Source organism: Microbacterium gorillae (genome assembly GCF_050990725.1).
Lineage (GTDB): Bacteria > Actinomycetota > Actinomycetes > Actinomycetales > Microbacteriaceae > Microbacterium > Microbacterium gorillae_A.
This window is the reverse complement of record NZ_CP158844.1, coordinates 980798-1004516: the sequence shown is the minus strand read 5'-3', so window position 1 is coordinate 1004516 and position 23719 is coordinate 980798. Positions and strand designations below refer to the sequence as shown.

20 protein-coding genes are annotated in these 23719 nt (G+C 66.5%); 5 read left to right on the top strand and 15 right to left on the bottom strand.

What is annotated here, in order from left to right; all coding sequences use genetic code 11:
* Positions 1–39 precede the first annotated feature (39 nt).
* The 4 genes from ABTV68_RS04390 to ABTV68_RS04375 form a co-directional block, all read right to left on the bottom strand.
* Positions 40–1791 carry an ABC transporter substrate-binding protein gene (locus ABTV68_RS04390; RefSeq protein ID WP_433676406.1) on the bottom strand — a complete coding sequence of 584 codons (1752 nt, stop codon included), beginning with the start codon at positions 1789–1791 and terminating at the stop codon, positions 40–42.
* A 29-nt stretch (positions 1792–1820) separates the two neighbouring features.
* Positions 1821–2753: a carbohydrate ABC transporter permease gene (locus tag ABTV68_RS04385; protein ID WP_433676405.1), complete on the bottom strand. Its 933-nt coding sequence runs from the start codon at positions 2751–2753 to the stop codon at positions 1821–1823.
* A 15-nt stretch (positions 2754–2768) separates the two neighbouring features.
* Positions 2769–3764: an ABC transporter permease gene (locus ABTV68_RS04380; protein WP_433676404.1), complete on the bottom strand. Its 996-nt coding sequence runs from the start codon at positions 3762–3764 to the stop codon at positions 2769–2771.
* A gap of 202 nt (positions 3765–3966) precedes the next feature.
* Positions 3967–5520, bottom strand: coding sequence for a family 43 glycosylhydrolase (locus ABTV68_RS04375; RefSeq protein ID WP_433676403.1), 1554 nt, complete (start codon positions 5518–5520; stop codon positions 3967–3969).
* Between the two features lie 97 nt (positions 5521–5617).
* Here ABTV68_RS04375 and ABTV68_RS04370 point away from each other — a divergent pair, with 97 nt between their 5' ends.
* Positions 5618–6583: an acetylxylan esterase gene (locus ABTV68_RS04370; RefSeq protein WP_433676402.1), complete on the top strand. Its 966-nt coding sequence runs from the start codon at positions 5618–5620 to the stop codon at positions 6581–6583.
* A gap of 103 nt (positions 6584–6686) precedes the next feature.
* On the top strand, positions 6687–7610 hold the full coding sequence (locus tag ABTV68_RS04365; RefSeq protein WP_433676401.1) for a Ppx/GppA phosphatase family protein: 924 nt from the start codon (positions 6687–6689) through the stop codon (positions 7608–7610).
* A 91-nt stretch (positions 7611–7701) separates the two neighbouring features.
* Here the strand turns inward: ABTV68_RS04365 and glmM are convergent, their stop codons facing one another.
* From glmM to ABTV68_RS04345, 4 genes are all read right to left on the bottom strand, one after another.
* Positions 7702–9060 (bottom strand): phosphoglucosamine mutase, encoded by a 1359-nt coding sequence (gene glmM / locus ABTV68_RS04360; protein ID WP_433676400.1) that lies wholly within the window; start codon positions 9058–9060, stop codon positions 7702–7704.
* Positions 9061–9075: 15 nt separating this feature from the next.
* The gene (gene rpsI / locus ABTV68_RS04355) at positions 9076–9546 is read right to left on the bottom strand and encodes a 30S ribosomal protein S9 (protein ID WP_231090562.1); all 471 of its coding nucleotides are present in this window, start codon (positions 9544–9546) and stop codon (positions 9076–9078) included.
* A gap of 26 nt (positions 9547–9572) precedes the next feature.
* Positions 9573–10019, bottom strand: coding sequence for a 50S ribosomal protein L13 (rplM, locus tag ABTV68_RS04350; RefSeq protein WP_433676399.1), 447 nt, complete (start codon positions 10017–10019; stop codon positions 9573–9575).
* 210 nt (positions 10020–10229) lie between these two features.
* On the bottom strand, positions 10230–12065 hold the full coding sequence (locus tag ABTV68_RS04345; RefSeq protein WP_433676398.1) for a helix-turn-helix domain-containing protein: 1836 nt from the start codon (positions 12063–12065) through the stop codon (positions 10230–10232).
* Between the two features lie 43 nt (positions 12066–12108).
* Between ABTV68_RS04345 and ABTV68_RS04340 the strand changes: the two genes are divergently transcribed.
* From ABTV68_RS04340 to ABTV68_RS04330, 3 genes are read left to right on the top strand one after another with little or no spacing between them, the layout of a single operon-like run.
* Positions 12109–12912 (top strand): N-acyl homoserine lactonase family protein, encoded by an 804-nt coding sequence (locus tag ABTV68_RS04340; RefSeq protein ID WP_433677539.1) that lies wholly within the window; start codon positions 12109–12111, stop codon positions 12910–12912.
* A 7-nt stretch (positions 12913–12919) separates the two neighbouring features.
* Positions 12920–13351, top strand: coding sequence for a zinc ribbon domain-containing protein (locus ABTV68_RS04335; RefSeq protein ID WP_433676397.1), 432 nt, complete (start codon positions 12920–12922; stop codon positions 13349–13351).
* Positions 13348–14457, top strand: a complete 1110-nt coding sequence (locus tag ABTV68_RS04330; protein WP_433676396.1) for an alcohol dehydrogenase catalytic domain-containing protein — start codon at positions 13348–13350, stop codon at positions 14455–14457. The genes ABTV68_RS04335 and ABTV68_RS04330 overlap by 4 nt, the downstream gene beginning before the upstream one ends.
* A gap of 71 nt (positions 14458–14528) precedes the next feature.
* On the opposite strand, the gene ABTV68_RS04325 is transcribed toward ABTV68_RS04330, so the two are convergent.
* From ABTV68_RS04325 to rpsM, 7 genes are all read right to left on the bottom strand, one after another.
* Positions 14529–15218 (bottom strand): endonuclease/exonuclease/phosphatase family protein, encoded by a 690-nt coding sequence (locus ABTV68_RS04325; protein WP_433676395.1) that lies wholly within the window; start codon positions 15216–15218, stop codon positions 14529–14531.
* 119 nt (positions 15219–15337) lie between these two features.
* Entirely contained in the window at positions 15338–19678 is a 4341-nt protein-coding gene (locus ABTV68_RS04320; RefSeq protein ID WP_433676394.1) for an SdrD B-like domain-containing protein, read from the bottom strand.
* Positions 19679–20102: 424 nt separating this feature from the next.
* Positions 20103–20942, bottom strand: coding sequence for a tRNA pseudouridine(38-40) synthase TruA (gene truA / locus ABTV68_RS04315; protein WP_433676393.1), 840 nt, complete (start codon positions 20940–20942; stop codon positions 20103–20105).
* A 261-nt stretch (positions 20943–21203) separates the two neighbouring features.
* The gene (gene rplQ, locus ABTV68_RS04310; protein WP_433676392.1) at positions 21204–21746 is read right to left on the bottom strand and encodes a 50S ribosomal protein L17; all 543 of its coding nucleotides are present in this window, start codon (positions 21744–21746) and stop codon (positions 21204–21206) included.
* Between the two features lie 33 nt (positions 21747–21779).
* Positions 21780–22769, bottom strand: a complete 990-nt coding sequence (locus ABTV68_RS04305; RefSeq protein WP_231090568.1) for a DNA-directed RNA polymerase subunit alpha — start codon at positions 22767–22769, stop codon at positions 21780–21782.
* A 133-nt stretch (positions 22770–22902) separates the two neighbouring features.
* Positions 22903–23301: a 30S ribosomal protein S11 gene (gene rpsK / locus ABTV68_RS04300; RefSeq protein ID WP_433676391.1), complete on the bottom strand. Its 399-nt coding sequence runs from the start codon at positions 23299–23301 to the stop codon at positions 22903–22905.
* Between the two features lie 29 nt (positions 23302–23330).
* Entirely contained in the window at positions 23331–23708 is a 378-nt protein-coding gene (gene rpsM, locus ABTV68_RS04295) for a 30S ribosomal protein S13 (protein WP_404922859.1), read from the bottom strand.
* Positions 23709–23719 lie beyond the last annotated feature (11 nt).

Below are 23719 nucleotides of genomic sequence, written 5' to 3'. Positions count from 1 at the left end.
GCCCCGGAGCAGCTGCTCCGGGGCCCGTTCTTCATTCGATCAGCCGAGTTCCTTCGCGATCGCCTCGCGCTGGGAGTTCTGATCCTGAGCGTTGGCCTGATCGACCTCCAGCACCTTGTCGTAGCCGAGGCCGCTCGCCGTGCTCTGTAGGTCGCTCCACAGCGACGCGAACTGCGCGTCACTCTCCGCGAACACCATCTGCCACGAGTTCTGCACGATGATCGCCTTCACCTGGTTGCGCAGGGTCTCGATCTCCGAGCTGTCCGCCGGGGCGGTGTAGCTGGCGCCGGGAGCAACGAGCAACTGGTCGTTGGCCTTGAGGTAGTCCATCGTGGTGGGGGCGTCACCCATGTGCGCCGACCAGTCCTCGCTCAGCGGGCTGGCCACCAGCGCCTGGTAGCTCGGCCACATCTTGTAGCTGAACGCGAATCCGGTTCCCGGGTCGGTGTCCACCGGCAGCACGGTGGTGACATTCAACGCGGAGGTGCCGTCGGTGTAGTCGCCGCCGCCCCACTCGGCCGGGACCGTGCCCGCACCCTCGAGGAAGACCTGCTTGCCGAAATCCGTCAGCTCCGGCTCGCCCGAGGCGTTCTTGTTCCACGTCAGCCCCTCGGGACCGGCAGCACCCATCGTCTGGCTGTTGTTGGAGTACGCGCCTTCCGACGAGTACAGCCAGTCGATGAACGCGGCGATGCGCTCCGGGTCGTCGGCCTTCGATCCGATCGCGATGATCGGCTTGCCGCCGTAGGCCTCGGCACCGTAGGAGAAGATCTTCTGGTCGGCCAGCGGAGCGATCTCGAACCCCTTGCCCGCCTGGATGTTGGCGTCGGTGTTGTACGCCGTCTGCCCCAGCCACGGCCAGAACGAGAAGAGCACCTGACCGTTCTGGTACTTCGAGTACAGGGTGTCGTAGTTCTGCGTGGTCGACTCGGGGTCGACCAGTCCCATCTGGGCCGCCTTGTTGAAGAACGCCAGCACCCGCTGGTACATGCCGTCCGAGTCCAGGATGCCCTGGTAGTCGGAGCCGTCGGCCTTCGCCAGGGCGAATCCCACCTCGTCGTAGCCGTAGTAGGTGATGGGCTGCTTGGCGTTGTTCATCATGTTGCCGTCCCAGTCCTTGAACAGCGACAGGGCGTACACCTTCTTGCCGTTCGGCGCGGTCGGCTCCAGATCCTGCATCTGCTTGAGGACCGGCAGCAGGTCCTCAAGCGTGTCGATCTTCGGGTAGCCCGCCTTCGCGTAGAGGTCCCAGCGCAGGAACGGTCCGAACGTGGGGTCGTTGCCCTCGGACGGTTCGGTGGGCTTCAGCGAGGAGACGGAGGTCGGGAAGGCGTAGGTGCCGTCCTTGCCATCGTTGAGGTGGGTGAGGGCGGTATCGAACCTCTTCACGTTGGTCATCGCCGGGACGAACGGCGTGGTGTCCATCACCAGACCACCCTGGATGAGCTCGTCGAGCTTCTTGCCCTTCTCCGTGATGATGAGATCCCCGAGGTCACCCGCGGAGACACGGGTGTTGTAGAGGGTGTCACCACCGCCCGCCACATTCGGGGCGATGATGTTCAGCTTCATGTTGAACTTGTCCTTGACCAGCTCGGCGAACCAGCCGTTCTGGATGCCCATGTAGTTGGCCAGGCCGTCGAACACGTCGATGGTGATCTCGGTGTCCCACTTATCGGGGAACGCGGTGATCGGCTCCTGGGCCGTGGTGCCTCCGCCGTTGGAGCACGCGGCCAGTGACCCGGCGGCGAGTAGGCCGATCGCCAGGGTGGCGATCCTCCTCTTCAGATTCATGACGATTCCTTTCTCTCTGCGCTCGACGGTCAGCCCTTGACGGCGCCAAGCATGATGCCCTTCACGAAGAAGCGCTGGAACAGGGGGTAGATGAAGATGATCGGCAGCACGACCAGAACGGATACGGTCATGCGGATCGAGGTGGGCGTCTGGGAGGTGGCAGCGCCGGCGATGGCGCTGAGGTCGCCACCCGCCTGCTGCGCGGCCTGAGCGAGACTCGAGGCCTGGTTGATGTACATGTACAGCTGGTACTGCAGCGTGTACAGGTTCTGATCGGTGATGTAGATGAGGGTGTCCTGGAAGCTGTTCCACTGAGCCACCGCCGCGAAGATGGCCACCGTCGCCAGGATCGGGGTCATGTTGGGCAGGTACACGCGGAAGAAGATCTGCACGATGTTCGCGCCGTCCAGCTCCGCCGCTTCCTGGAGCGACTCCGGCATGGACTCCACGTAGGTCTTCACCAGGATGATGAAGAAGGGCTGCACCACGAACGGCAGCACGTAGACCCAGAAGTTGTTCGTCAGTCCGAGGTTCTTCATGATGATGAACACCGGGATCAGACCCGCCGAGAAGTACATGGTCACGATCACGAAGCGGTACCAGAACAGGCGTCCCCACATCCGTCGCTGGGTGAACATGAACCCGAGGAACGCGGAGGCCAGCACCGTCGCGGCCGTGCCGATCACGGTGCGGCCGATGGTCACCAGTGCCGCCTGCGAGAGACCGGGCAGCTGGAAGACCTGCTCGTAGTTGGCGAACTGCACCCCGATCGGCCAGAAGCGGACATCCCCCAGCGCGGACACGTCGTTCGCCGAGACCGAGTTGATGATCAGGTAGTAGAAGGGGTACGCGCACAGGATCACGAGGATCAGGAAAACGAGGGAGTTCACCGTGGTGAACACCACGTCCCCGATGCTCGGACGATGCACGGGGCGTCGCGTGGGAATGGTCGTTGTCGTCATCGCAGCGCTCCCGGCTCAGATGATGGACTCGCCGCGCACGCGCTTGGCGATCCCGTTGACGGTGAACAGGAGGATCACGGAGATCACACTCTTGAGCATTCCGATGGCGGTGGCCATGGAGAGGCTGTTGCCCGTCATGCCGATGTTGTAGACGTACAGGTCGAGCACCTGGATCCAGTCGCGGTTGAACGCGTTCTGGAAGACGAAGTACTGCTCCATGCCGTTGTTGAGGAGGTTTGCCACCGACAGCAGCAACAGCACGATGTAGGTGGGCATCAGCTGCGGGATGGTGACGTACCACATGGTCTGGAATCGTCCGGCGCCGTCCATGCGCGCGGACTCATGCAGGCTCGGGTCGATGCCCGAGATGGCGGCGAGGTAGATGATCGCGCCCCACCCGAGGCCCTTCCAGATCGACCACAGCGTCATCGTGAGCCAGATGTTGTCCGCGGTGTCCAGGAACTTCACCGGCGCGGTCACCAGCCCCGAATCGACCAGCATTCCGTTCACCAGCCCCGAGCTGGAGAACAGCGAGAAGGCGATCATGTAGACCAGCACCCAGGAGATGAAGTTGGGCAGCGTCGTCAGGGTCTGCACCAGGTTGCGGAACCACGGCGCCCGCACCTCGTTCAGGAACACCGCGAACAGCAGCGGCAGGATCGAGGTGAGGATCCCGAGGAAGCTGATCGCGAGCGTGTTCAGCAGCACCTTGCCGATCTGCGCCATCTGGGTGGGCGAGCTGACCAGCATCTGGAACCACTGGAATCCGACGAACTCGCTGCCCGACAGGCCGAGGGCCGGACGGTAGTCGTACAGCGCGTAGATCCAGCCGTAAAGCGGGAAATAGGAGAACAGGAACACCAGCACCAGGAAGGGCACGATGCAGAAGAACATGCCGTAGGACTTGCGTCCTCCGGCGGCGCGCGCAATGCGTCGCTGCTTCTTGGCGGACGGGTCGGATCCCTCATCCAGGGTGGCCGCGAGTGTCGTGGTCACCGGCCCCGCGGTCACCACGCGGAGCCTTCCGATCGTTGCGTCCCCCGCGCGGACAGGTCGTGGATGTTCATCTCACTCCTTCGTGCTGTGCGATGTCACGGTTGCCGACCTTCGTTGTCGAACCGCTTCGACTAATCGCTTCGATTGAAGATAAGCGGGAAGAGGGCGGCTCGTCAAACGGGGGACGGTAACGCCCAGGTAACAATTGGGAGCGCTCTCACGCCGTCGGCGGCTCGTCGATGTTCCACACCGGCACGGCCGGGTCCTCGCCGGGCTCGTATCGCGCCTGCCGAAACACCGCCGGCTCGTGCAACGCACGGAGGCCGATCACGCGTCCGACGAACCCGCCGGCGACCTCGGTGGACAGGTATCGGCCGTCGATGCGGGCGAGTTCCCGCTCCCCGTCTGCGTCGCGCACCGCGAACGTCAGATCGTCCGGGCCGCCGAAGGTTGGAGCAAGCGCCGCGACGCACAGCACCGCCGGGTCGCGGCTGTCCGCGAGGAACACCTGCCGCACCTGCCCGATGACCACCTCCACCTCCACACCGGTAGACGTCCGGCGCACTTCGCACCAGTGGTGATCGTCCATGCGAAGATGGACGGTCCCCGTGGAGCCCGCGGCGAGCTCCGCCTCGAACCGCCATGCCAGATCGCGGGTACGCGTCGCGAGCACACCGGGCACGCCGTGCTGACTGGACGCGGGAGAGATCACGACGCCATCGGATGTCGGGTGTGCGAACTCGGCGATCGCCGGGCCGGGCGAGATCCACCGCAGATCCAGCCGGTCGGTGTCGAAGCGGTCGACGAAGCCCGTGGAGGCGTCCGGGAGGTCGAATCGATCGGGAACGACCACGGGCCAGTCGTCGACCCAGTCGATCCCGGCGAGAAACGTCTCGCGCCCGTTGGTGTGCCACATCGGGGTGCCGCCGCGGGGCCGGACGCCGAGATACACCAGCGCCCACGAGCCGTCGACGCACTCGACGAGGTCTCCGTGGCCGGTGTTCTGCACGGGGAATGTCGTGCTGCGGCGCGTGAGGATCGGGTTGTTCGGGTTGGCGTGGAACGGCCCCGTCGGCGAGGTCCCGCGCGCCACGCTGATGCAGTGGCCGCGTTCGGTGCCACCCTCGGCGAAGAGCAGGTACCACCACGGGCCGCGACGGAACAGATGCGGTCCCTCCGGATAGGCGGCGCCGGTTCCCTCGTAGACGGTGTACGGACCCTCGATGACCCGGCCCTCGGCGAGGTCGACCCGCACCTGGGCGATGCCGGGAGCACGCTGGTCGTTGGAGCTGAACGTGACGTAGCACGTGCCGTCGCTATCCCACGCGAGGTCGGGATCGATGCCGAGGATGCCGTCGATGCGCACGGAGGGCATCCAAGGCCCGGTGATTTCGGTCGCCGAGGTGATGAGCTGGCCCTTGCCGCCGGAGACGTCCGTGGTGATCATCCAGAAGCGACCATCATGATGCCGGATCGTGGGCGCATAGACACCGCCGCCCGCACGGGCATTCCCGGGCACGAAGCGTGGGTCGCCGTCCAACGCATGCCCCGCGAGCGTCCAGTTCACCAGGTCGCGACTGTGCCACAGCGGCACGGCCGGTGAGTACTCGAATGTGGAGTGGACGATGACGTAGTCCTCCCCCGCCCGGCAGATGGAGGGGTCCGGGAAGAATCCCGGGATGATCGGGGTGTCTGCGCTGGAGCGTGCCGTGGGCGCCATGGTGCTTCCGAATCCGCGCCACCCCGCGGCGGCGCTGTCGTGGGTGAGCACTTCGAATGTCGAAGCGCTTCGAACATCGATCGTAGAAGGCGAAACGCATCGACGCAAACGTTTCAACACCTCCGTCCCGGTGCGCTACGGTGTTGCGGTGGCCCTCACTGATCTCCCCCTCGATGACCTGCGTACCTTCCGACCCGACGTCGCCGAACCCGAAGACTTCGACGCGTTCTGGGAGCGCACACTGACCGAATCCCGTGCGCTGCGCACGCCCTCCACCCTGGTCCTGGCAGAGACGCCGATCGACCAGCTGATCGTGGAAGACCTCACGTTCAGCGGCTTCGGCGGCGAACCGATTCGCGCGTGGGTGACGCGCCCGAAGGACGAGACCCCGCGCGCCGCAGTGGTGCAGTTCATCGGCTACGGCGGCGGTCGCGGCCTCGCCGGCGAGCAGCTGCAGTGGGCGGCGGCCGGCTATGTACACGTCTTCGTGGACACCCGCGGCCAGGGATCGAGCTGGGGATCCGGCGGCGACACCCCGGACCCGCACGGCTCCGCGGGCGCCGCTCCTGGTTTCATGACGCGAGGCATCGACTCCCCCGACACGTACTACTACCGCCGGGTGTTCACCGACGCGGTGCTGGCGATCGACGCCGTTCGTGAGTTCGCTTTCGTCGACCCCTCGCGCATCGCTGTGACGGGAGGCAGCCAGGGCGGCGGCATCTCGCTGGCTGCCGCGGCGCTGCATCCCGACGTCGCCGCAGTCATGCCCGACGTCCCCTTCCTCTGCCACTTCCGTCGTTCGGTCGAGCTGACTCCCGTGCTGCCGTTCCCGGAGATCGTGCGGTATCTCGCCGTCCACCGCGGCGAGGTCGACAACGTGTTCCGCACGCTGTCGTACTTCGACGGCGTGAATTTCGCTCGTCGTATCACCGCGCCCGCGCTGTTCTCCGTCGCGTTGATGGACGACGTCGTGCTGCCGTCGAGCGTGTTCGCGGCCTTCAACCACCTCGCATCCGGCGACGCCGACATCGAGGTGTACCCGTTCAATGGTCACGAGGGTGGTCAGGCCGTGCAGTGGCTGCGTCAGACCTCGTGGCTCGCCGAGCGCTTCTGACACCCCGACAAACCCAGGCAAGTCCGAGAAACCCCGCCACGCGGGGTTTCTCGGACTTGTTTGGGTTTGTCGTGGTGGGGATGACGGGCGATACGCTGTGCGGATGCGCCTCGGGGTCCTCGATATCGGCTCGAACACCGTCCACCTGCTGATCGCGGAGATCCACGCCGGCGGGCGACCCATCGCGTCGGTGAGCGAGAAGGCCGTTCTGCGGCTGATGCGCTTCCTCGAACCCGACGGCTCGATCTCGCCCGCCGGGGTCGACGCGATCATCGCCGCGGTCACCCGGGCGCGCGAGATTCTGGACGACGAGCGACCGGACGACCTGCTCGCCACCGCGACGAGCGCCGTGCGGGACGCGACCAACGGCGCGGCGGTGATCGCCGAGATCGAAGCACGACTCGGACACTCCCTGCAGGTGCTGAGCGGATCTGCGGAGGCGGAGCTCACCTTCCTCGCCGCGCGCCGGTGGTTCGGCTGGTCGGCGGGGCAGCTGCTCATGTTCGACATCGGGGGCGGGTCCCTGGAGATCGCCTCGGGCAGCGAGGAGGCTCCCGATGTGGCGCTGTCGCTTCCGCTGGGTGCCGGTCGGATGACGATCGAGCATCTGCCACTGGATCCCCCGGGCGATGAGGCTGTCGAGCGTCTGCGGGAGCACGCCCGTCGCCTGCTGCGGCCCGCCGCCGCGGCGTTCGCCGACCAGCCGGCGCCGGATCACGTGGTCGGCTCTTCGAAGACCATCCGCTCGCTCGCCCGTCTCGCCGGGAACGTGCTCACCGGGTGGGCGGGATCCGACCGCGTGACGCTCTCGCGAGATCAACTCGGTGACTGGGTGCCGCGCCTGGCGAAGCTGCCGGCGGAATCGCGACATATCCTCCCCGGCATCACCCCGGATCGCACGTTCCAGATCGTGGCGGGTGCGGTGGTGCTGCATGAGGCGATGCTCGCGCTCGGCGTGGAGGAGCTGGAGGCGTCCCCGTGGGCGCTCCGCGAGGGCGTCCTGCTGCGCTACATCGAGTCCCTCTAGACGCGAGAAACCCAAGCAAGTCCGAGAAACCCTGCAACGCGGGGTTTCTCGGACTTGCTTGGGTGTTTCGGCGTCAGATCGTGTTTCGCGATCAGATCGCCAGGCGGGACTTCACGACCGCGGCGAGGGCTGCGGCGTGACGCTGAGCGGAGTCCTCGTCGGCGGCCTCGACCATCACGCGCACGAGCGGCTCGGTGCCGGACGGACGCAGCAGCACGCGCCCCGTGTCGCCGAGTTCCGCCTCGACGGCGGCGACGGCGGCGGCGATCTCGTCATCACCGTGCACGCCATCGCGGTCGACACCACGGACGTTCACCATCACCTGCGGGTAGATCGTCATGATCTGCGCGAGCTCGGCCAGCGACTTCTTCTGGTGTGCCATCTCGGCCACCAGGTGCAGGCCCGTGAGCACGCCGTCGCCGGTGGTGGCGAACTCCCGCATGATCACGTGGCCGGACTGCTCGCCGCCAAGGGCGAAGCCGCCGTCGTTCATCTCCTCGAGCACGTAGCGGTCACCGACCGCCGTGGTCTTCACGGTGATACCGCGCTCGCCCATGGCTCGGTGCAGACCGAGGTTGCTCATCACGGTCGCGACCAGCACATCATCCGTGAGTACACCGCGCTCGTGCATGGCAGCCGCGAGAATGGCCATGATCTGGTCACCGTCGATGAAGTTGCCTTCAGCGTCCACCGCGAGGCAGCGATCAGCGTCGCCGTCATGGGCGATTCCCACATCGGCGCCGAGGCGCACCACGGCCTCCGCGAGGTTGTCCAGGTGCGTCGAGCCCACACCGTCGTTGATGTTGAGGCCGTCCGGGTCGGCACCGATGACGGTGACCTCCGCACCGGCATCGCGGAACGCGTCGGGAGAGACACCGGAGGCGGCACCGTGCGCGCAGTCCAGCACCACGTGGATGCCGTCCAGACGGTTGGGCAGCGAACCCAGGAGGTGGATGAGGTAGCGGTCCTCGGCATCGGAGAAACGGCGAATGCGACCCACCCCGGACCCGGTCGGCTGCAGCTTCGGTCCGGTGAGGGCCTGCTCGATGCGCAGCTCCACCTCGTCAGGCAGCTTCACGCCGCCACGGGCGAAGATCTTGATGCCGTTGTCCGGCGCCGGGTTGTGCGAGGCGGACACCACGACGCCGAAATCGGCACCGGTGTCGGCCACGAGGAACGCGAGCGCGGGAGTCGGGATCACGCCGGCGTCGAAGACGTCGACGCCGGAGGAGGCGAGACCCGCGGCAACGGCCGCGGACAGGAACTCACCCGACACCCGAGGGTCCCGAGCGATGACTGCAGTGAGACGCTTGCCCTCCTGGCGTCGCGCTTCTGCAGAACGGCCCTGGCCCAGGACGACAGCAGTCGCCTGGGCCAGGGACAGCGCCAGGTCGGCGGTGAGGGGGCCGTTGGCCAGCCCCCTCACCCCGTCCGTGCCGAACAGCGGCATCGGAAGGTCCGAACCTTAACGCTTCGAGTACTGAGGCGCCTTACGGGCCTTCTTGAGACCAGCCTTCTTGCGCTCCTTGACGCGAGCGTCGCGCGACAGGAAGCCGGCCTTCTTCAGGGTCGGGCGGTTGTTCTCACGGTCGATCTCGTTGAGAGCGCGCGCGATGCCGAGGCGAAGCGCACCGGCCTGACCCGAGGGGCCACCACCGGCGATGCGAGCGATCACGTCGTACGCACCGGCCAGGTTCAGGATGGTGAACGGGTCGTTGATCAGCTGCTGGTGCAGCTTGTTCGGGAAGTAGTCCTCGACCGTGCGGCCGTTGACCGTGATGGTGCCCGAACCGGGGACCAGACGCACGCGGGCGATGGCCTGCTTGCGGCGACCCACGGCAGCGCCGGGAACCGAGAGCACGGGACGGGGAGCCTCGACGGCGGCCTCAGCCGGCGTCTCGGTGGAGTAGTTCTGCGGAGTTTCGATGTCAGCCACGAGTGTGTCCTTTTGGAGAGCGGCGCTTACTGGGCGACCTGGTCGAACGTGTACGTCTTGGGCTGCTGAGCGGCGTGCGGGTGCTCGGCACCGGCGTACACCTTCAGCTTGCTCAGCTGGTCGCGGCCCAGCGAGTTCTTCGGCAGCATGCCGCGAACAGCCTTCTCGACGGCGCGAACCGGGTTCTTCTCGAGGAGCTCGGAGTAGGCGACGGCCTTGAGACCACCCGGGTGACCCGAGTGACGGTAGGCGATCTTCTTCTGGAGCTTCTGACCGGTCAGGGCGACCTTGTCGGCGTTGATGATGATGACGAAGTCACCGGCATCCATGAAGTTGGTGAAGGTTGCCTTGTGCTTGCCGCGAAGGAGGGCGGCGGCGTGGGAGGCCAGACGACCGAGCACGACGTCAGTCGCGTCGATGACCAGCCATTCACGCTGGAGCTCGCCAGCCTTCGGAGTGAAAGTGCGCGTCACGATAGTGCTGCTTTCTTTGTGTCGAACGGAGAGGTTCGTGAATCCCACTCCCGTGGCGGTTCTCACAGCGAGGCCGTGCGAACTGACCGGTGGAGGGCTCACGTTCGGGCATGCTTTCAGCAGAGGGAGCACACCAAGGGTCGAGTCTACGTCATCCGGGCGCGTCGCGCGAATCCGGGGCCGAGCGGGTCGGAGCCGCTCGCGTCGTGATCACGGGGCGGCGCGAAGCCGCCACAGTCGTAGCGCGAAGTGGACGTCGACGGAGGCGGGCGGCACGCGCCACCCCTCCCCCAGAATCGCATCGATGCGCTCGGCTCGCTGCCGGACGGTATTGACGTGCACGTGCAGAGCGGCTGCAACCGGTGCCGCACGTCCTCCGTGCTCAAGGTACGTCCACGCGGTCTCACACAGGCGTGAACCGTGCGCGCGGTCATACTCGAGGAGCGGTTCGAGGAATCGATCCACGAGCGCACCCACGCGCCCCGCGTTGGAGCCACCGACGAGCATCCCGGCCAGCCCCAGTTCCACCTCATCCGCGATCCCGGTGTCGTGGCCCAGCGCGGCGAGCGCATCACTCACCGCGAGCGCGTCGCCATGGGCCTGCCGCAGGTGTGCGGCATCCGTCGCGCGCGCGACCCCGATGAGTGCGTCGATACTGCGAACAGCGAGGCGATCCAGCACCCGCTCACGCAACGTCACCACCGGTGTGCGCGTATCATCGGCCGCGATCACGCAGAGGTGGCCGGAATGCACCGACACCACCGCGGCCTGCTGCGCGAACTGGTCACGCAGCGCCAGCAGGGCGCGATGCTGTTGCGTCGCCGGGACTGCGCACACGAGCACGAGTGAGCGCGTCTCCGGGCGGATCCCGTACTCGTTCAGCCGGGATCGCATGCTCTGGTCGGGCACGCCGTCCAAACGGACGATGTCTTCCACCAGCGCAGACTGTGCTCGGTTGTCGGCGTCCACGAGCGTTCGCTCGAACAGCAGCAACGTGCTGACGTACACCGACGCACGCTCGACGAGCGATCGCCTTGCGGGGGCGTCGACGGTCATGATCGTCGCAAGATGCTCTGGTCCTGCAGCGACGGCGACGATCAACAGCGGCGCGCCGTCGATGTGCAGTGCAGCCGCCGAACGCCCGTGGTGCGACGCGTCAACCGCTGCCCGCACGTCTGCGGCGCGAAGCCGCTCACCGTCCAGGATCGGCGACCCGGCCAGCACGAAGCCGGTCGGGTCGTAGATGGACACCGGCGCACCGATGGCCTCGGCGAGCACGTCGACGACGCCGGGGAGACCCGCGGTGGACAGGAGCCCGCCCATCAGCCGATCATCGAGACGCAGCATCGCTTCCAGCTCATCCTGTCGGGCCTGGGTCTCCGACTCGGTGGCCGCATGCTCCCGGGAGAGCCGCGCGATCTCGGCCGCAAGGCGCGTCTGTTCGAACGCGACCGCCGCTTGGGCGGCCATGTCGATGAGTGCGGCGATCGCCGTCTCCCCGAACACGGTGGCGGTGCGATGTGCCACCAGCAGCGCTCCGACCACCCTGCCGCCGACACGAATCGGCGCGCCGAGGATGGCCTTGACGCCCTCATTGCGGACGATCTCATCGATGTCGCCGAGGTGGTTCATCGCCGGATCGGCGAGGTAGTCCGCGGTCTGAACCGCCGTTCCTCCCGCGGCAACGGACCCGAGCACGCCGGTTCCCAGCGGCATCCGGATGTTCCGGTAGGCCTCCGTCTCGACGCCGTCCGTGATGTGGATGTAGGTGTCGCCGGCCGTGAGGTCATTCAGGCTCAGATACGACATGTGGGTACCAAGCAGAGCGCGTGTGCGTCGCACGATGCCGCGCAGGATGACGGTTCGGTCGCGGATGGTCGCGAGGTCCGCTGCGCACTCCCGCACGGCTCCGAGCACACGGTCCTGCACCGGTGGTGCCAATCGGTCAAGGCCCTGCATCCGCGCTCCCCGTATATGCGATCGCCACATCTGATGACTCTGATCATGGCACGGCAACACATGGCCGTCGTCGGCATCGTCGATCACGCTGGGGGAGAACGCACAAGCAATGGAGGTTGTTGTGACTGAGATGAAGGTTCACGTGCTCTCGACCGGAGTGATGGAGACCGATCTGACCTGGCTGCTGTTGAAGGGGGGTCGGACGATTCGCGACCGGCACCACAAGAACGATCCCGTGGTCTGGGGCGAGTGCCCCACGCATGCCGTGCTGATCGAGCATCCCGAGGGCCGCGTGCTGTGGGACACCGGCGTCCCCCGCGATTGGGAGCAGCGCTGGGCGCCCACCGGGTTCCACGACTTCTTCCCCGTGCAGGAGCCGATCGACGGACCGGGATACTTGGACTCATCCCTCGCCCAGCTCGAGCTCACCCCCGATGACATCGACATCCTCGTGTTGTCTCACCTGCACTTCGACCACGCCGCGAACGCGAAGATGTTCACGAACCCGAAGACTCGCATCATCGCGAACTCGAACGAGATCGCCGGCGCTCGCGCGATCAGCGGCTACTCGAAGGGTGCGCACATCGTGAGCGATTACGACGGGCTGGACCTGGAGGCGGTCTCCGGAGACGCGGAGATCCTTCCCGGCATCAGCGTCATCGAGACTCCCGGTCACACCTGGGGCACCATGTCGCTGATGCTCGATCTGGAGAACGACGGAACGAAGATCTTCACCTCCGACGCGGTCTACCTCGCAGACAGCTGGGGCCCCACCCCCACGGGCGCGGCCATCGTGTGGGACAACCTGGCCTGGTTGGAATCGGTCGAGAAGCTGCGTGGCATCGCCGATCGCACCGGTGCCGAGGTGATCTTCGGACACGACGCCGAACAGGCCAAGACCGTCCGATTCGCTCCCGACGGCTACTACAGCTGAGCCGATCATGATCATCTACGACTTCACCTGCGACGCCGGCCACGACTTCGAGAAGGCTGTCGCCTCCATGATGTCCGACAACCCGCCGTGCCCGACGTGTGACGCCGGCACGCGGCGGCGTCCGTCTCGCGTTCAGATCGGCGGCCGTGCCAGCACGGGCGTCAGCCGTGAGAACATGCCGCGCAGTTGGAACACCGTGGGTCAGGGAGACCGAGAGACCGTCCGCCACTGGCATGAGATCGCCCGTCAGCGCGAGAAACTGGAAGAGCGCAATCCGGAGCTGGCCGGCGACCGCCGTCCGATCCTCGCCCACGAGGGCATCTTCGCCCCGAAACCACTTCGCGCGGGCGACGATATCCCGTCCGCGGTGGCAGCGGCGACGGCGGCCTCCGCCGGGCAATCCCATTCGCACACCTTCTCGTCCGGGAGTGCATCATGAGGATCCGCGGCGCTGTTCTCGAGGAGATCGGTCGGGCCCGCCCGTACGCCCAGAGCCGTCCCCTCTCGATCTCCGACCTGGAGCTCGATGATCCTGGTCCCGATGAGGTTCTCGTGCGAATCGAGGCGGCTGGGATCTGTCATTCCGATCTGTCCGTGGTGGACGGCAACCGAGTGCGCCCGGTTCCGATGCTCCTCGGTCATGAGGCCGCGGGTCGCATCGTTCGCGTCGGGTCCGCTGTGCAGGAGTTCTCCCCCGGTCAGCGTGTCGTGATGGCCTTCCTGCCGCGGTGCGGCGAGTGCGACAACTGCCGTACCGACGGTCGACTCCCCTGTTCGCCAGGGTCGGCGGCCAACAACGCGGGGACCCTGTTCGGCTCCGCGATGCGTCTGCATCGCGATGGCGCGGACATCTTCCACCATCTCGGAGTCTCCGGATTCGCCGATCACGCCGTCGTCGATCGCCGGTCCATCGTCGCGGTCGACGATGACGTGCCCCCGCACATCGCGGCAGTCCTCGGCTGCGCCGTCCTCACGGGCGGCGGTGCCGTGATCAACGCGGGTGACCCGCAGGAGGGGGACGACATCATCGTCGTCGGCCTCGGCGGCGTCGGGATGGCGGCGCTCATCACCGCCGTGTCGCTCGGCACGGGCCGCGTCATCGGTGTGGATGGTGTTCCCGAGAAGCTGGATCGCGCACGCGAACTCGGCGCGACCGAGGTCTACTCCCCGGCAGCCGCGCTCGAAGCCGGCATTCGAGCACCCATCGTGATCGAAGCGGCGGGCAACGCCCGGGCGTTCGAAACGGCGGTGAAGCTCACGGGCGTGGGCGGACGCACGGTCACGGTGGGTCTTCCCGCTCCCACAGCAGAGGCCACCATCGCGCCGCTGACCATCACGGCAGAGGCGCGCACCATTGTGGGAAGCTATCTCGGCTCGGCCGTGCCCGCGCGGGACATCCCGACATATGCGCAACTCTGGCGGGAGAAACGACTTCCCGTGGAGGCACTCATCTCTTCCACGATCCGACTCGAGGACATCAATGAGGCGATGGATCAACTCGCGGACGGCGGGGCGATCCGTCAGGTGATCCTGTTCGAAACGTGATGACCGATTCGCGCTGACGACCGCGGACGCACGGGTGGGTGAGGACCGGACGTTGTCGGGTCCTCACCCACTCAGCCGATGGGACGGTACGGCGCGCGCGCTGCGCAGGTCACCAGGATCGGGAGATGATCGCTCTCCCCCTGAGGCAGCGTGTGCACGGCTTCGACGGTGAGACCGACCGCCGTCGCGAAGTCGTAATACCCGCGGAAGAAGCGGTAGCGCGTGTAGGTGCGTGCGTCGCTCATCACGAGTTCGTGACCGTCGGCGCGCATGCGGCGCGACAGGTCCTCCTTGAAGACGGGGTAGTTGTAGTCCCCGACCATGAGCTTCGGAACGCCCGCACCCAGGCGGTCCAGCTCGCTGAGCGCGGTGCGGATCTGGTGGCGACGCAGCGAGTTCAGCGCGGTGAGCGGTGCCGCGTGGAAGGACGCGATGATCACCTGCGAGCCGCTGTCGATGTCGTGCAGCAGCACCCCGAGCACCCGTTCGTGTGCGGGGCGGAGGACGCGATCATGCAGCGACTTCTTCAGCGCGAGCGTGATGGTTCCGTCGCAGCGGAACACGCTCTGACGGTAGTAGACGGCCAGGCCCAGCCGATTTCCTCGTGTCGCCGCCGCCAGGACGAGCCCGCCGATCCGCTCGGGGATGTCGGCGGTATCGGCTTCCTGCAGGCACAGCACGTCGGGGTCGTGCGCGTCGACGAGTGCCGCCAGCTCACCGGCCGCGCGGTGCTTGCGCAGGTTGTACGAGATGACCTTCATGTGCCAACCAGGGTAGCGCGCACCCCTGTCCGTGGGGTGAACGCTCCGTCTCCATCGGCCGAGAGAAAACCAGCGGGGGCCGGACGATGTCCGACCCCCGCTGGTGTGTTTCGCTGCGATCAGTCGCGACGCATCACGCGTCGGCGAGCGATGATCACCGCGCCGCCCGCAAGAAGCAGCAGTGCGATGACCGCGGCCGCCGTGGGAAGGCTCTGACCGGTGGTGGGCAGCGCACCCGAGGTGTGCGTGGGCGATGCGGAGTCGCCCGGCTCAGCGGGTACCGGCGTTGCCGTCGGAGACGTGCCGGGGGTTCCGGTCGGCTCCGTGGTGGGCTCCGGCGTCGGCTCCGTCGTGGGCTCCGTCGTGGGTTCCGTCGTCGGCTCGGTCGTCGGCTCGGTCGTCGGCTCGGTCGTCGGTTCCGTGGTCGGTTCCGTGGTCGGCTCCGGCGAAGGCTCCGTCGTGGGCTCCGGCGAAGGCTCCGTCGTCGGCTCTGGCGAAGGCTCCGTCGTGGGCTCCGGCGAAGGCTCCGTGGTCGGCTCCGGCGAAGGCTCCGTGGTCGGCTCCGTCGAAGGCTCCGTCGTCGGCTCCGGCGAAGGCTCCGTCGTCGGCTCTGGCGAAGGCTCCGTCGTGGGCTCCGGCGAAGGCTCCGTCGTCGGCTCCGGCGAAGGCTCCGTCGTCGGCTCCGGCGAAGGCTCCGTCGTCGGCTCCGGCGAAGGCTCGGTCACGATCACACCGGCATCCCACGTCGGGTCGATGCCCTGCGTCGCACGCACCGTCTGATCCGTGTAGTCCGTCACCAGACGCGGGTTCGAGTCATCCAGCGCGATCAGCACACTCGTGCCGATCCATGCCTTCTCCCCCACAACCGCATCGGAATCGTCCGCGGCGCCACCGGTGTCACCGCTGCGCGTGAAGGAGTACTTCTCGCGAAGCTCCTGCGGAATCTCGAACTGCACACGGTACTCACCGGCAGCCAGCTCATCGAAGAGGTAACGACCATCACGCGTCACCGTCTCAGCAACAACCTCACCATCCGCGTTCAGCAGGCGAACGATGATGCCGTCGATGTCCGACTCGCCGGCATCCTGCACGCCATCCTTATCGGTGTCGATCCACGTCCGGTCGCCGATCGCATACGACTTCGGCTGCGGCTCCGGCTTGCGCACGATTCCCGCGTCCCAGGTGGGGTCGATGCCCATCGTGGCAGCGACGCCGTCGCGCTTGATGAGCTCGCTGTTCTCGTCGTTCAGCGTGATCACACCGGTGGTTCCCGTCGCCGGGTCTGCGTCGGAGTCGCGAGCGACATCGTCACCGGAACCGGTCGTGGTGAACACATACTCCGCGGCTACATCCTCGGGCAGCGTGAACCGCACGCGGTACTCGCCGGCCGGCAGCTCGTCGAACAGGTAGCGACCGTTCGCGTCCGTCGTGGTGGTGTACGGCTCGCCATCGGCGTTCAAGACCGGCTTCGCATCCGCGTCCAGCAACTCCACCCCGACGCCCGGAACCGGACGCAGAGCGGTGGTGGGCTGCACACCGTCACGCGCGTCGTCGTACCAGACCACGTCGCCGATCGCGTAGTTCTTCTCGACCGGCTCGACGGCGGGGTCGTTGACGATGCGCGCTGCAGAACTGGTGCCATCGGCGATCGTGATAACGACCGACTTGTTCGACGTCGTGCCATCCTCAGACACGGTGACCGGCTGGTAACCGGCGGGCGCCTTCATCTCCGAGACACGGTACGTGCCCTCCTCAGGCACGACGATCGCGCGCGGACGTCCGTTCTCTCCCGCGACCACGACGTTGCCGTCGACGAGGAACGCATCGTCCAGAACCTTCTGCCACGAGCCGTCAGCGAGCTGACGGTCCACGCGGAAGCGCGACTTCTCGTCGGTGATGAGCTTGTCGGGGTTGGCGGAGTCCTGCTTCTCGACCACCAGCGGGTAGCCGTTGCTGGGCGTGATGGTCGCCTTGGCAGAACCGATCGCGTTCACGATCGACGTGTCCGGCGTCCAGTCCGTGAGCGTCACCAGGAAGTTCACGTGCAGCGTCTTCAGAGTGTTCAGTCGCCCGCTCAGCACCAGCGCGGGTTCGCCGTTCTTCGCCGTGCCCCAGGAAGCGGTCAGTCCGCCACCCAGGTCATACGTCGTCGCGCTCGCGATGACCTCGTCATCCAGATGCTCATCGGCGACGAAACCTTCCCAGCGGACACCCGCGGGAAGCACGTCCTCGATCGGGATGATCTGGGTGTTCATCCAGTCACCGTGCGGACGAACTTCTACGCGGTAGACGAAGGTGTCCTTCACAAGGGTGTCGTTCTCGTAGGCGACGCGCAGGTTCGATCCGAACGCACCCTCGCCCTGGTAGACGCTCTTACGCACCTCGAGCTCGCTCGAGTACGACGTCACCGAAGCGGTCGCCTCACTGAGCCACGGGAACTGCGTGCGATCCTCGCCGTACAGGCGCGCGGAGTTCACGAAGTCGATCGTGGCGCGTCCCTCGACGGGGTGGGTCGGCAGGAGGACCCGCAGATTCAGGTTGCCCTGCTTGTACACCCAGGGGTTCGCGGCGTTGAATGCGTCCGACAGCTTCAGCTCGAGGTTGCCGTCGACAAGAGCGACATCCACATCGCCGGCGTGCAGGGCGATCCCCGCGAAGGTTCCGCTGATGCTCGCCGCGATCTCGGCCAGGTTCGCTTCGGTCACGTTGAAGACGGAGTGGTCGACCTCATCGACGATGGTGGACTTCGTCACGTCGTACTGCACCTTCCACCCGGTGGTGAAGGTGAACGGAACGCGAGCTACGCCGTCGGCGTCGATCCGCGTCTCGTTATCGGTCGTCTTGGCGAAGGCGTCACGGTCGTTCACACCGGCGCTCACGTCCTTCGGCGTGTACACCTCGAAGGAGGTGGTGCGCTCGGCGGCGGACTTGTCCGTGCGGTAGGCGAAGCGGGCGCGGTTGGCCACATCCCACTGCTGTTCCTTGAACGCATCGCCCGTGCGCGGCTTCAGGCTCGAAATGTTCGAGACCGTCGCGGACACCGTGTACGCCTTGTCGACGTACGGGGCGACGCGGCCGCCGGCGTTGATCTCCAGCACCCCGTTGCGGATGCGGAAGTGGTCGATATATGCGTCATCCGCGAGGTCCGCATCTGCGGGAGCCTCCGTCAGCGCGCGGCCCGAGCTGTCGGTCACCGTGCCTGTCCATTCGATGGCGGTGGCACCGGCGCGATCATCGGTGATGATGATGTTCTGGTTCGGCAGGGTGCCGCTGGGCTTCCCCGCGAACCCCGACAGATTCGCGGTCAGCGTGTACGTCACGGCGATCGGCGCGGTGAGGTTCCCTTCCGCGTCCACGGCGATCTGTTGCGCGGTGGTCACCGACGACGACTTGCCGAAGATGCGGCCGAAGTCCGGACCCGCAGGAGCGTTGACCACGTAGTGGATGTCGGCGGTGGCCGATGCCTCCACGCCCGCCTCACCGGTGGTGACGACGTTCGTGAACTTGTGGCTCAGCGTGACGGCCTTCTCCGGGTCGGCGGCGTCGAGCTGCGCCTGCAGGTCGGCGACGATCGCGTCCAGATCGGCGGCAGCGAGGATCGCCGTGTACGTGATCGTGACGCGCGAGTCGGCGGGCATCTCGAACGATGCGTTCAGACCGTCCGCCGTAGCCGAGATCGGCAGCGGAGCGGTGGTCTTGTTCAGGCCATCGGTCCAGGTGGAGATGGTCGCCGACACGGAGTCGGTGACGATGTCCAGGTCAGCGTCGATGACGTCCTTCAGTGCGATCGTGCGTGCCGACGCGGCATCGAGCTGGATGCTGTAGCGGACCGTCGCGTTCTCCGGGTGGGACAGAACGACACGACGCTCACCGTTCACGGTGACGACCTGCCAGAGGTTGTCGTTGCCGTTCGCCAGTCGCTTCTGCGTGCTGTTCTGGCGGATCGGGGACTGCTCGTCGCCCTTCTTCACGATCGTCAGGGTGGACGTGGTGCGTTCTCCGGCGACGTTCCACTCGACCGTCTGATCGCGCATCGACTGCTCGGGGTTGTCGATCACGAAGGTGAACTTCGCCATCGCCTGCAGCTGGGAGCTGGTGTCACTCACCCGGAAGCTCACGGTGCGGGTCGCGGGGTCTACCGTCACGGATCCGGCCGTGACGGCATCCAGCGCCTCAAGCGCAGCCGTCAGGGACGCGACATCACTCACCTGGCTCGGGTACTGCACGCTGAGCGTCTCGCCCGCGTGCGTCGGGACCTCGAACACCAGAGTGGCGTTGTAAGTCGATCCGCCGACGATCGTGCCGTCCTTCGGCAGGTTGGTCTCGAAACTGATTCCATCGGTCGCGGCCGCCATCGCTGGAACAGCGATGAGGCCGGTTACCAGCAGCAGGCCTGACAGCAGCGCCGCGAGAGCGGCACGCAGCGGTCTGCGCCGGATGGGAGTGCGATCACTACGCACGGTCATCTCCTCGGACCCCGGGGCGCACAACAATCAACGCTCCCGCTCCAGGGGAGCGAGAGCGTCAGTGCTCGGATCCAGTGCGGCGCGGGCACGCCATGTCGTTGGGGACGCACTCGTAATCGGGGTCGCATCGGGTGACGCACGAGTGTGGGGACACTGGATCGCCTTCATCCTATTGATAGCGGATCGCTCATATTCGTCCGCATGAATCTGCGCCAAGAGGCGGTTGCGGTGCCCTACCCCGAGTTTCATGCGGTTTTCGGCCAGCGACCCCTCTGCGGGCAGTTCACACAACGTCGCGTATCCATGCACAGAAGTCCACTGCTGTGATCACACTTCCACGAGCCGCGTCAGCACACGGCGGGAGCGCTCTCAGCTTCTCGCGTCAGAGCTCGCTTCGGAGCTCGCTTCAGAGTTCGCGTCAGAGCTCGCGGCGAGCCCGCGTCTGCTCCGCGCGCGCAGCGAGAAGCTCGTCCGCGGGATACCCCACCTCGGCAAGGGTCAGGCCGCGCGCGACCAGCACCGGGAAGGCGCTGGTGCGCGCTCCCGCGTCGCGCAGGGTCACGACGTCCTGGGGTTCGAGCCGCCCGGTACCGACCGCGGCGCAGGCGCCGACGAGGGCGCGCACCATGCTGTGGCAGAAGGCATCGGCCCGCAAGTGTGCGATCAGGGTGCCTGCGGCGTCGCGGCGCCATTCATACTCGATCAGTGTGCGGATGGTGGTGGCCTCTTCACGCGGCTTGCAGTACGCAGCGAAATCGTGGAGACCGATGAGCCGCGATGCGGCGTCGTTCATACGATCGAGGTCGTGCGTACCGCGCACGAGCGTGGTGCGGTTGCGCTCGAACACGTCGTAGCCGCTGACATCGTCGGCGAGCCGATACTCGTAGCGCCTCCAGACAGCGGAGAAGCGCGCGTCGAACCCGGCGGGCGCCTCCGTGACGGCGCGGACGTCCACGTCAGAGTAAGGCCCGAGCACGCCTCGAAGCTTGTCTGCGAGACGGCCGACGGGATCGCGCTGATCGTTCGCGCGACGCGAGAGCACCCGCGCCTGCTGGGCTTCGTCCAGATCGATGTGGGCGACCTGACCCGACGCGTGCACGCCGGCATCCGTCCGCCCCGCGACGACGATCGCGACCGGAGATCCGAGAATCTTCCCGAGCGCGTCTTCCAGCACGCCCTGCACGGTCCGCAGCCCCGGCTGCTTCGCCCAGCCTCGGAAGTCACTGCCGTCGTAGGCGATGTCGAGGCGCAGGCGCATCCCCCCACCCTACCCGCGCCCCTTCACCCCGCGAGACTTCCGGCGCCCTCTCCCCCGCGTGACGTCGGACACCCCACAACCCCGCGAAACTTCCGTCTGTGGGTGACAATCGCCGCGTTGCGCGGATTCTCGCCCACAGACGGAATTCTCGCGGGTCATGGTGTGGCCAACCCCGAGACGGTCGAGAGCAGCGGGGGAATCTGGGAACGACGAAGGGGCCCCGCGTGAGCGGGACCCCTTCGACTGCTGTGGCAGTGCGACTTACTTGTCGGCCTCGGCGGTCTCCTCGGCAGCAGCCGCGGGAGCCTCCTCGACGACCTCAGCCTCAGCCTCGGCCGGAGCCTCAACGGTCTCCTCGACGACCTCAGCCTCGGCCGGAGCCTCGACCTTCTCGGCCTTCTCAGCCTTGGGCGCGGCCTTGGTGCTGGCCTTCGCCTTCTTGGTGACGGGCTCGAGAACGAGCTCGATCACGGCCATGGGGGCGTTGTCACCCTTGCGGTTGCCGATCTTGGTGATGCGGGTGTAGCCACCCTCGCGCTCGGCGACGAGCGGCGCGATCTCCGCGAACAGGATGTGCGTTGCGTTCTTGTCGCCGATGACGCTCAGCACGCGACGACGAGCGTGCAGGTCGCCACGCTTACCGAAGGTGACGAGACGCTCAGCCAGCGGACGCAGGCGCTTGGCCTTGGTCTCGGTGGTCGTGATCGACTTGTGGGTGAACAGCGCAGCGGCCAGGTTCGCGAGCAGCAGACGCTCGTGTGCGGGACCGCCTCCGAGGCGGGGGCCCTTGGTGGGCTTAGGCATGGTGAATTACTCCAGAGATGAAAAGGGGTGAGATCAGATCGCGTCGTCTTCGTAGCCGCTGTAGAAGTGGGCGCCGTCGAAACCGGGCACCGAATCCTTCAGCGACAGGCCGAGAGACGTGAGCTTGTCACGGACCTCGTCCACCGACTTCTGACCGAAGTTGCGGATGTTCATGAGCTGGGTCTCCGAGAGGGCGACCAGCTCGGACACCGTGTTGATGCCCTCGCGCTTCAGGCAGTTGTAGGAACGAACCGACAGGTCCAGGTCCTCAATCGGCATCGACAGCTCGTTCGAGAGGACGGTCTCGACCGGCGCCGGGCCGATCTCGATACCCTCGGCCTCGACGTTCAGCTCGCGGGCGAGACCGAACAGCTCGGTGAGGGTGCGTCCGGCCGAGGCAACGGCGTCGCGCGGGGCGATCGCCGGCTTGGTCTCGACGTCCAGGACCAGCTTGTCGAAGTCGGTGCGCTCACCGGCACGGGTGGCGTCGACACGGTAGCTGACCTTGAGCACGGGCGAGTAGATCGAGTCGATCGGAATCTGACCCGCCTCGGCGTACTCGTTACGGTTCTGCTGAGCCGAGACGTAACCGCGGCCACGCTCGATGGTGAGCTCCAGCTCGAACTTCGCGGTGTCGTTCAGCGTTGCGATCACGAGCTCGGGGTTGTGCACCTCGACGCCCGCCGGAGCGGAGATGTCCGCTGCCGTGACCTCGCCCGCGCCGGTCTTGCGCAGGTAGGCGGTGATCGGCTCGTCGCGCTCGGAGGAGACGACCAGCTGCTTGATGTTCAGGATGATCTCGGTGACATCCTCCTTCACACCCGGAATGGTGCTGAACTCATGCAGCACGCCGTCGATGCGGATGCTCGTGACGGCCGCTCCCGGGATCGAGGAGAGGAGGCTGCGACGAAGCGCGTTTCCGATGGTGTATCCGAATCCGGGCTCCAGCGGCTCGATGATGAACCGGCTGCGGAACTCCCCGATCTTCTCCTCGGTCAGAGTGGGACGCTGTGCAATAAGCACTCTGTGTTCCTTTCGATCAAGTGCCCGCTATATGACACTTGCGGTGGTGAGGTCTTGAGTTGTGATCGCCTCGATGATGATCGAGGCGGGAAGCCTGCGCCGCGCCGGGGTTCACCCGGCGCGGCGAGAGGACTCAGACGCGGCGACGCTTCGGGGGACGGCAGCCGTTGTGCGCCTGCGGGGTCACGTCCGAGATCGAACCGACCTCGAGACCCGCGGCGGTCAGCGAACGGATCGCCGTCTCGCGACCCGAACCCGGGCCCTTGACGAAGACGTCGACCTTCTTCACGCCGTGCTCCTGCGCGCCCTTGGCGGCAGCCTCGGCGGCCATACCAGCGGCGTACGGGGTCGACTTGCGCGAGCCCTTGAAGCCCACTCCACCGGACGAGGCCCACGCGATGACAGCGCCGCTCGGGTCGGTGATGGAAACGATGGTGTTGTTGAACGTCGACTTGATGTGGGCCTGGCCCAGCGCGATGTTCTTCTTCTCCTTGCGACGCGGCTTGCGCGCGGCAGTCTTGGGTGCAGCCATGTGCTTCTCCTAATCCTTGCCGCCGCTGATCAGCGGCCGGCCTTCTTCTTGCCGGCGACGGTCTTCTTCGGACCCTTGCGCGTGCGGGCGTTGGTCTTGGTGCGCTGTCCGCGAACCGGGAGACCGCGGCGGTGGCGGAGACCCTCGTACGAACCGATCTCGACCTTGCGGCGGATGTCGGCTGCGACCTCACGGCGGAGGTCACCCTCAACCTTGTAGTTGGCGTCGATGTAGTCACGCAGTGCGACCAGCTGGTCGTCGCTGAGGTCCTTGACGCGGATGCTCTCGTCGATCTCGACCTGCTTGAGGATCTCGACGGAGCGGGTACGGCCGATGCCGTAGATGTAAGTGAGTGCGATCACCACGCGCTTGTCGCGCGGGATGTCTACGCCGGCAAGACGTGCCATGCGGTTCTCCT

Excerpts from the sequence above, each read along its gene's own strand:
- ABTV68_RS04390 (WP_433676406.1), bottom strand. The coding sequence starts at position 1,791 with ATGAATCTGAAGAGGAGGATCGCCACCCTGGCGATCGGCCTACTCGCC.
- ABTV68_RS04385 (WP_433676405.1), bottom strand. The coding sequence starts at position 2,753 with ATGACGACAACGACCATTCCCACGCGACGCCCCGTGCATCGTCCGAGC.
- ABTV68_RS04365 (WP_433676401.1), top strand. The coding sequence starts at position 6,687 with ATGCGCCTCGGGGTCCTCGATATCGGCTCGAACACCGTCCACCTGCTG.
- glmM (WP_433676400.1), bottom strand. The coding sequence starts at position 9,060 with ATGCCGCTGTTCGGCACGGACGGGGTGAGGGGGCTGGCCAACGGCCCC.
- ABTV68_RS04340 (WP_433677539.1), top strand. The coding sequence starts at position 12,109 with ATGAAGGTTCACGTGCTCTCGACCGGAGTGATGGAGACCGATCTGACC.
- ABTV68_RS04335 (WP_433676397.1), top strand. The coding sequence starts at position 12,920 with ATGATCATCTACGACTTCACCTGCGACGCCGGCCACGACTTCGAGAAG.
- ABTV68_RS04330 (WP_433676396.1), top strand. The coding sequence starts at position 13,348 with ATGAGGATCCGCGGCGCTGTTCTCGAGGAGATCGGTCGGGCCCGCCCG.
- ABTV68_RS04325 (WP_433676395.1), bottom strand. The coding sequence starts at position 15,218 with ATGAAGGTCATCTCGTACAACCTGCGCAAGCACCGCGCGGCCGGTGAG.
- truA (WP_433676393.1), bottom strand. The coding sequence starts at position 20,942 with ATGCGCCTGCGCCTCGACATCGCCTACGACGGCAGTGACTTCCGAGGC.
- rplQ (WP_433676392.1), bottom strand. The coding sequence starts at position 21,746 with ATGCCTAAGCCCACCAAGGGCCCCCGCCTCGGAGGCGGTCCCGCACAC.
- rpsK (WP_433676391.1), bottom strand. The coding sequence starts at position 23,301 with ATGGCTGCACCCAAGACTGCCGCGCGCAAGCCGCGTCGCAAGGAGAAG.
- rpsM (WP_404922859.1), bottom strand. The coding sequence starts at position 23,708 with ATGGCACGTCTTGCCGGCGTAGACATCCCGCGCGACAAGCGCGTGGTG.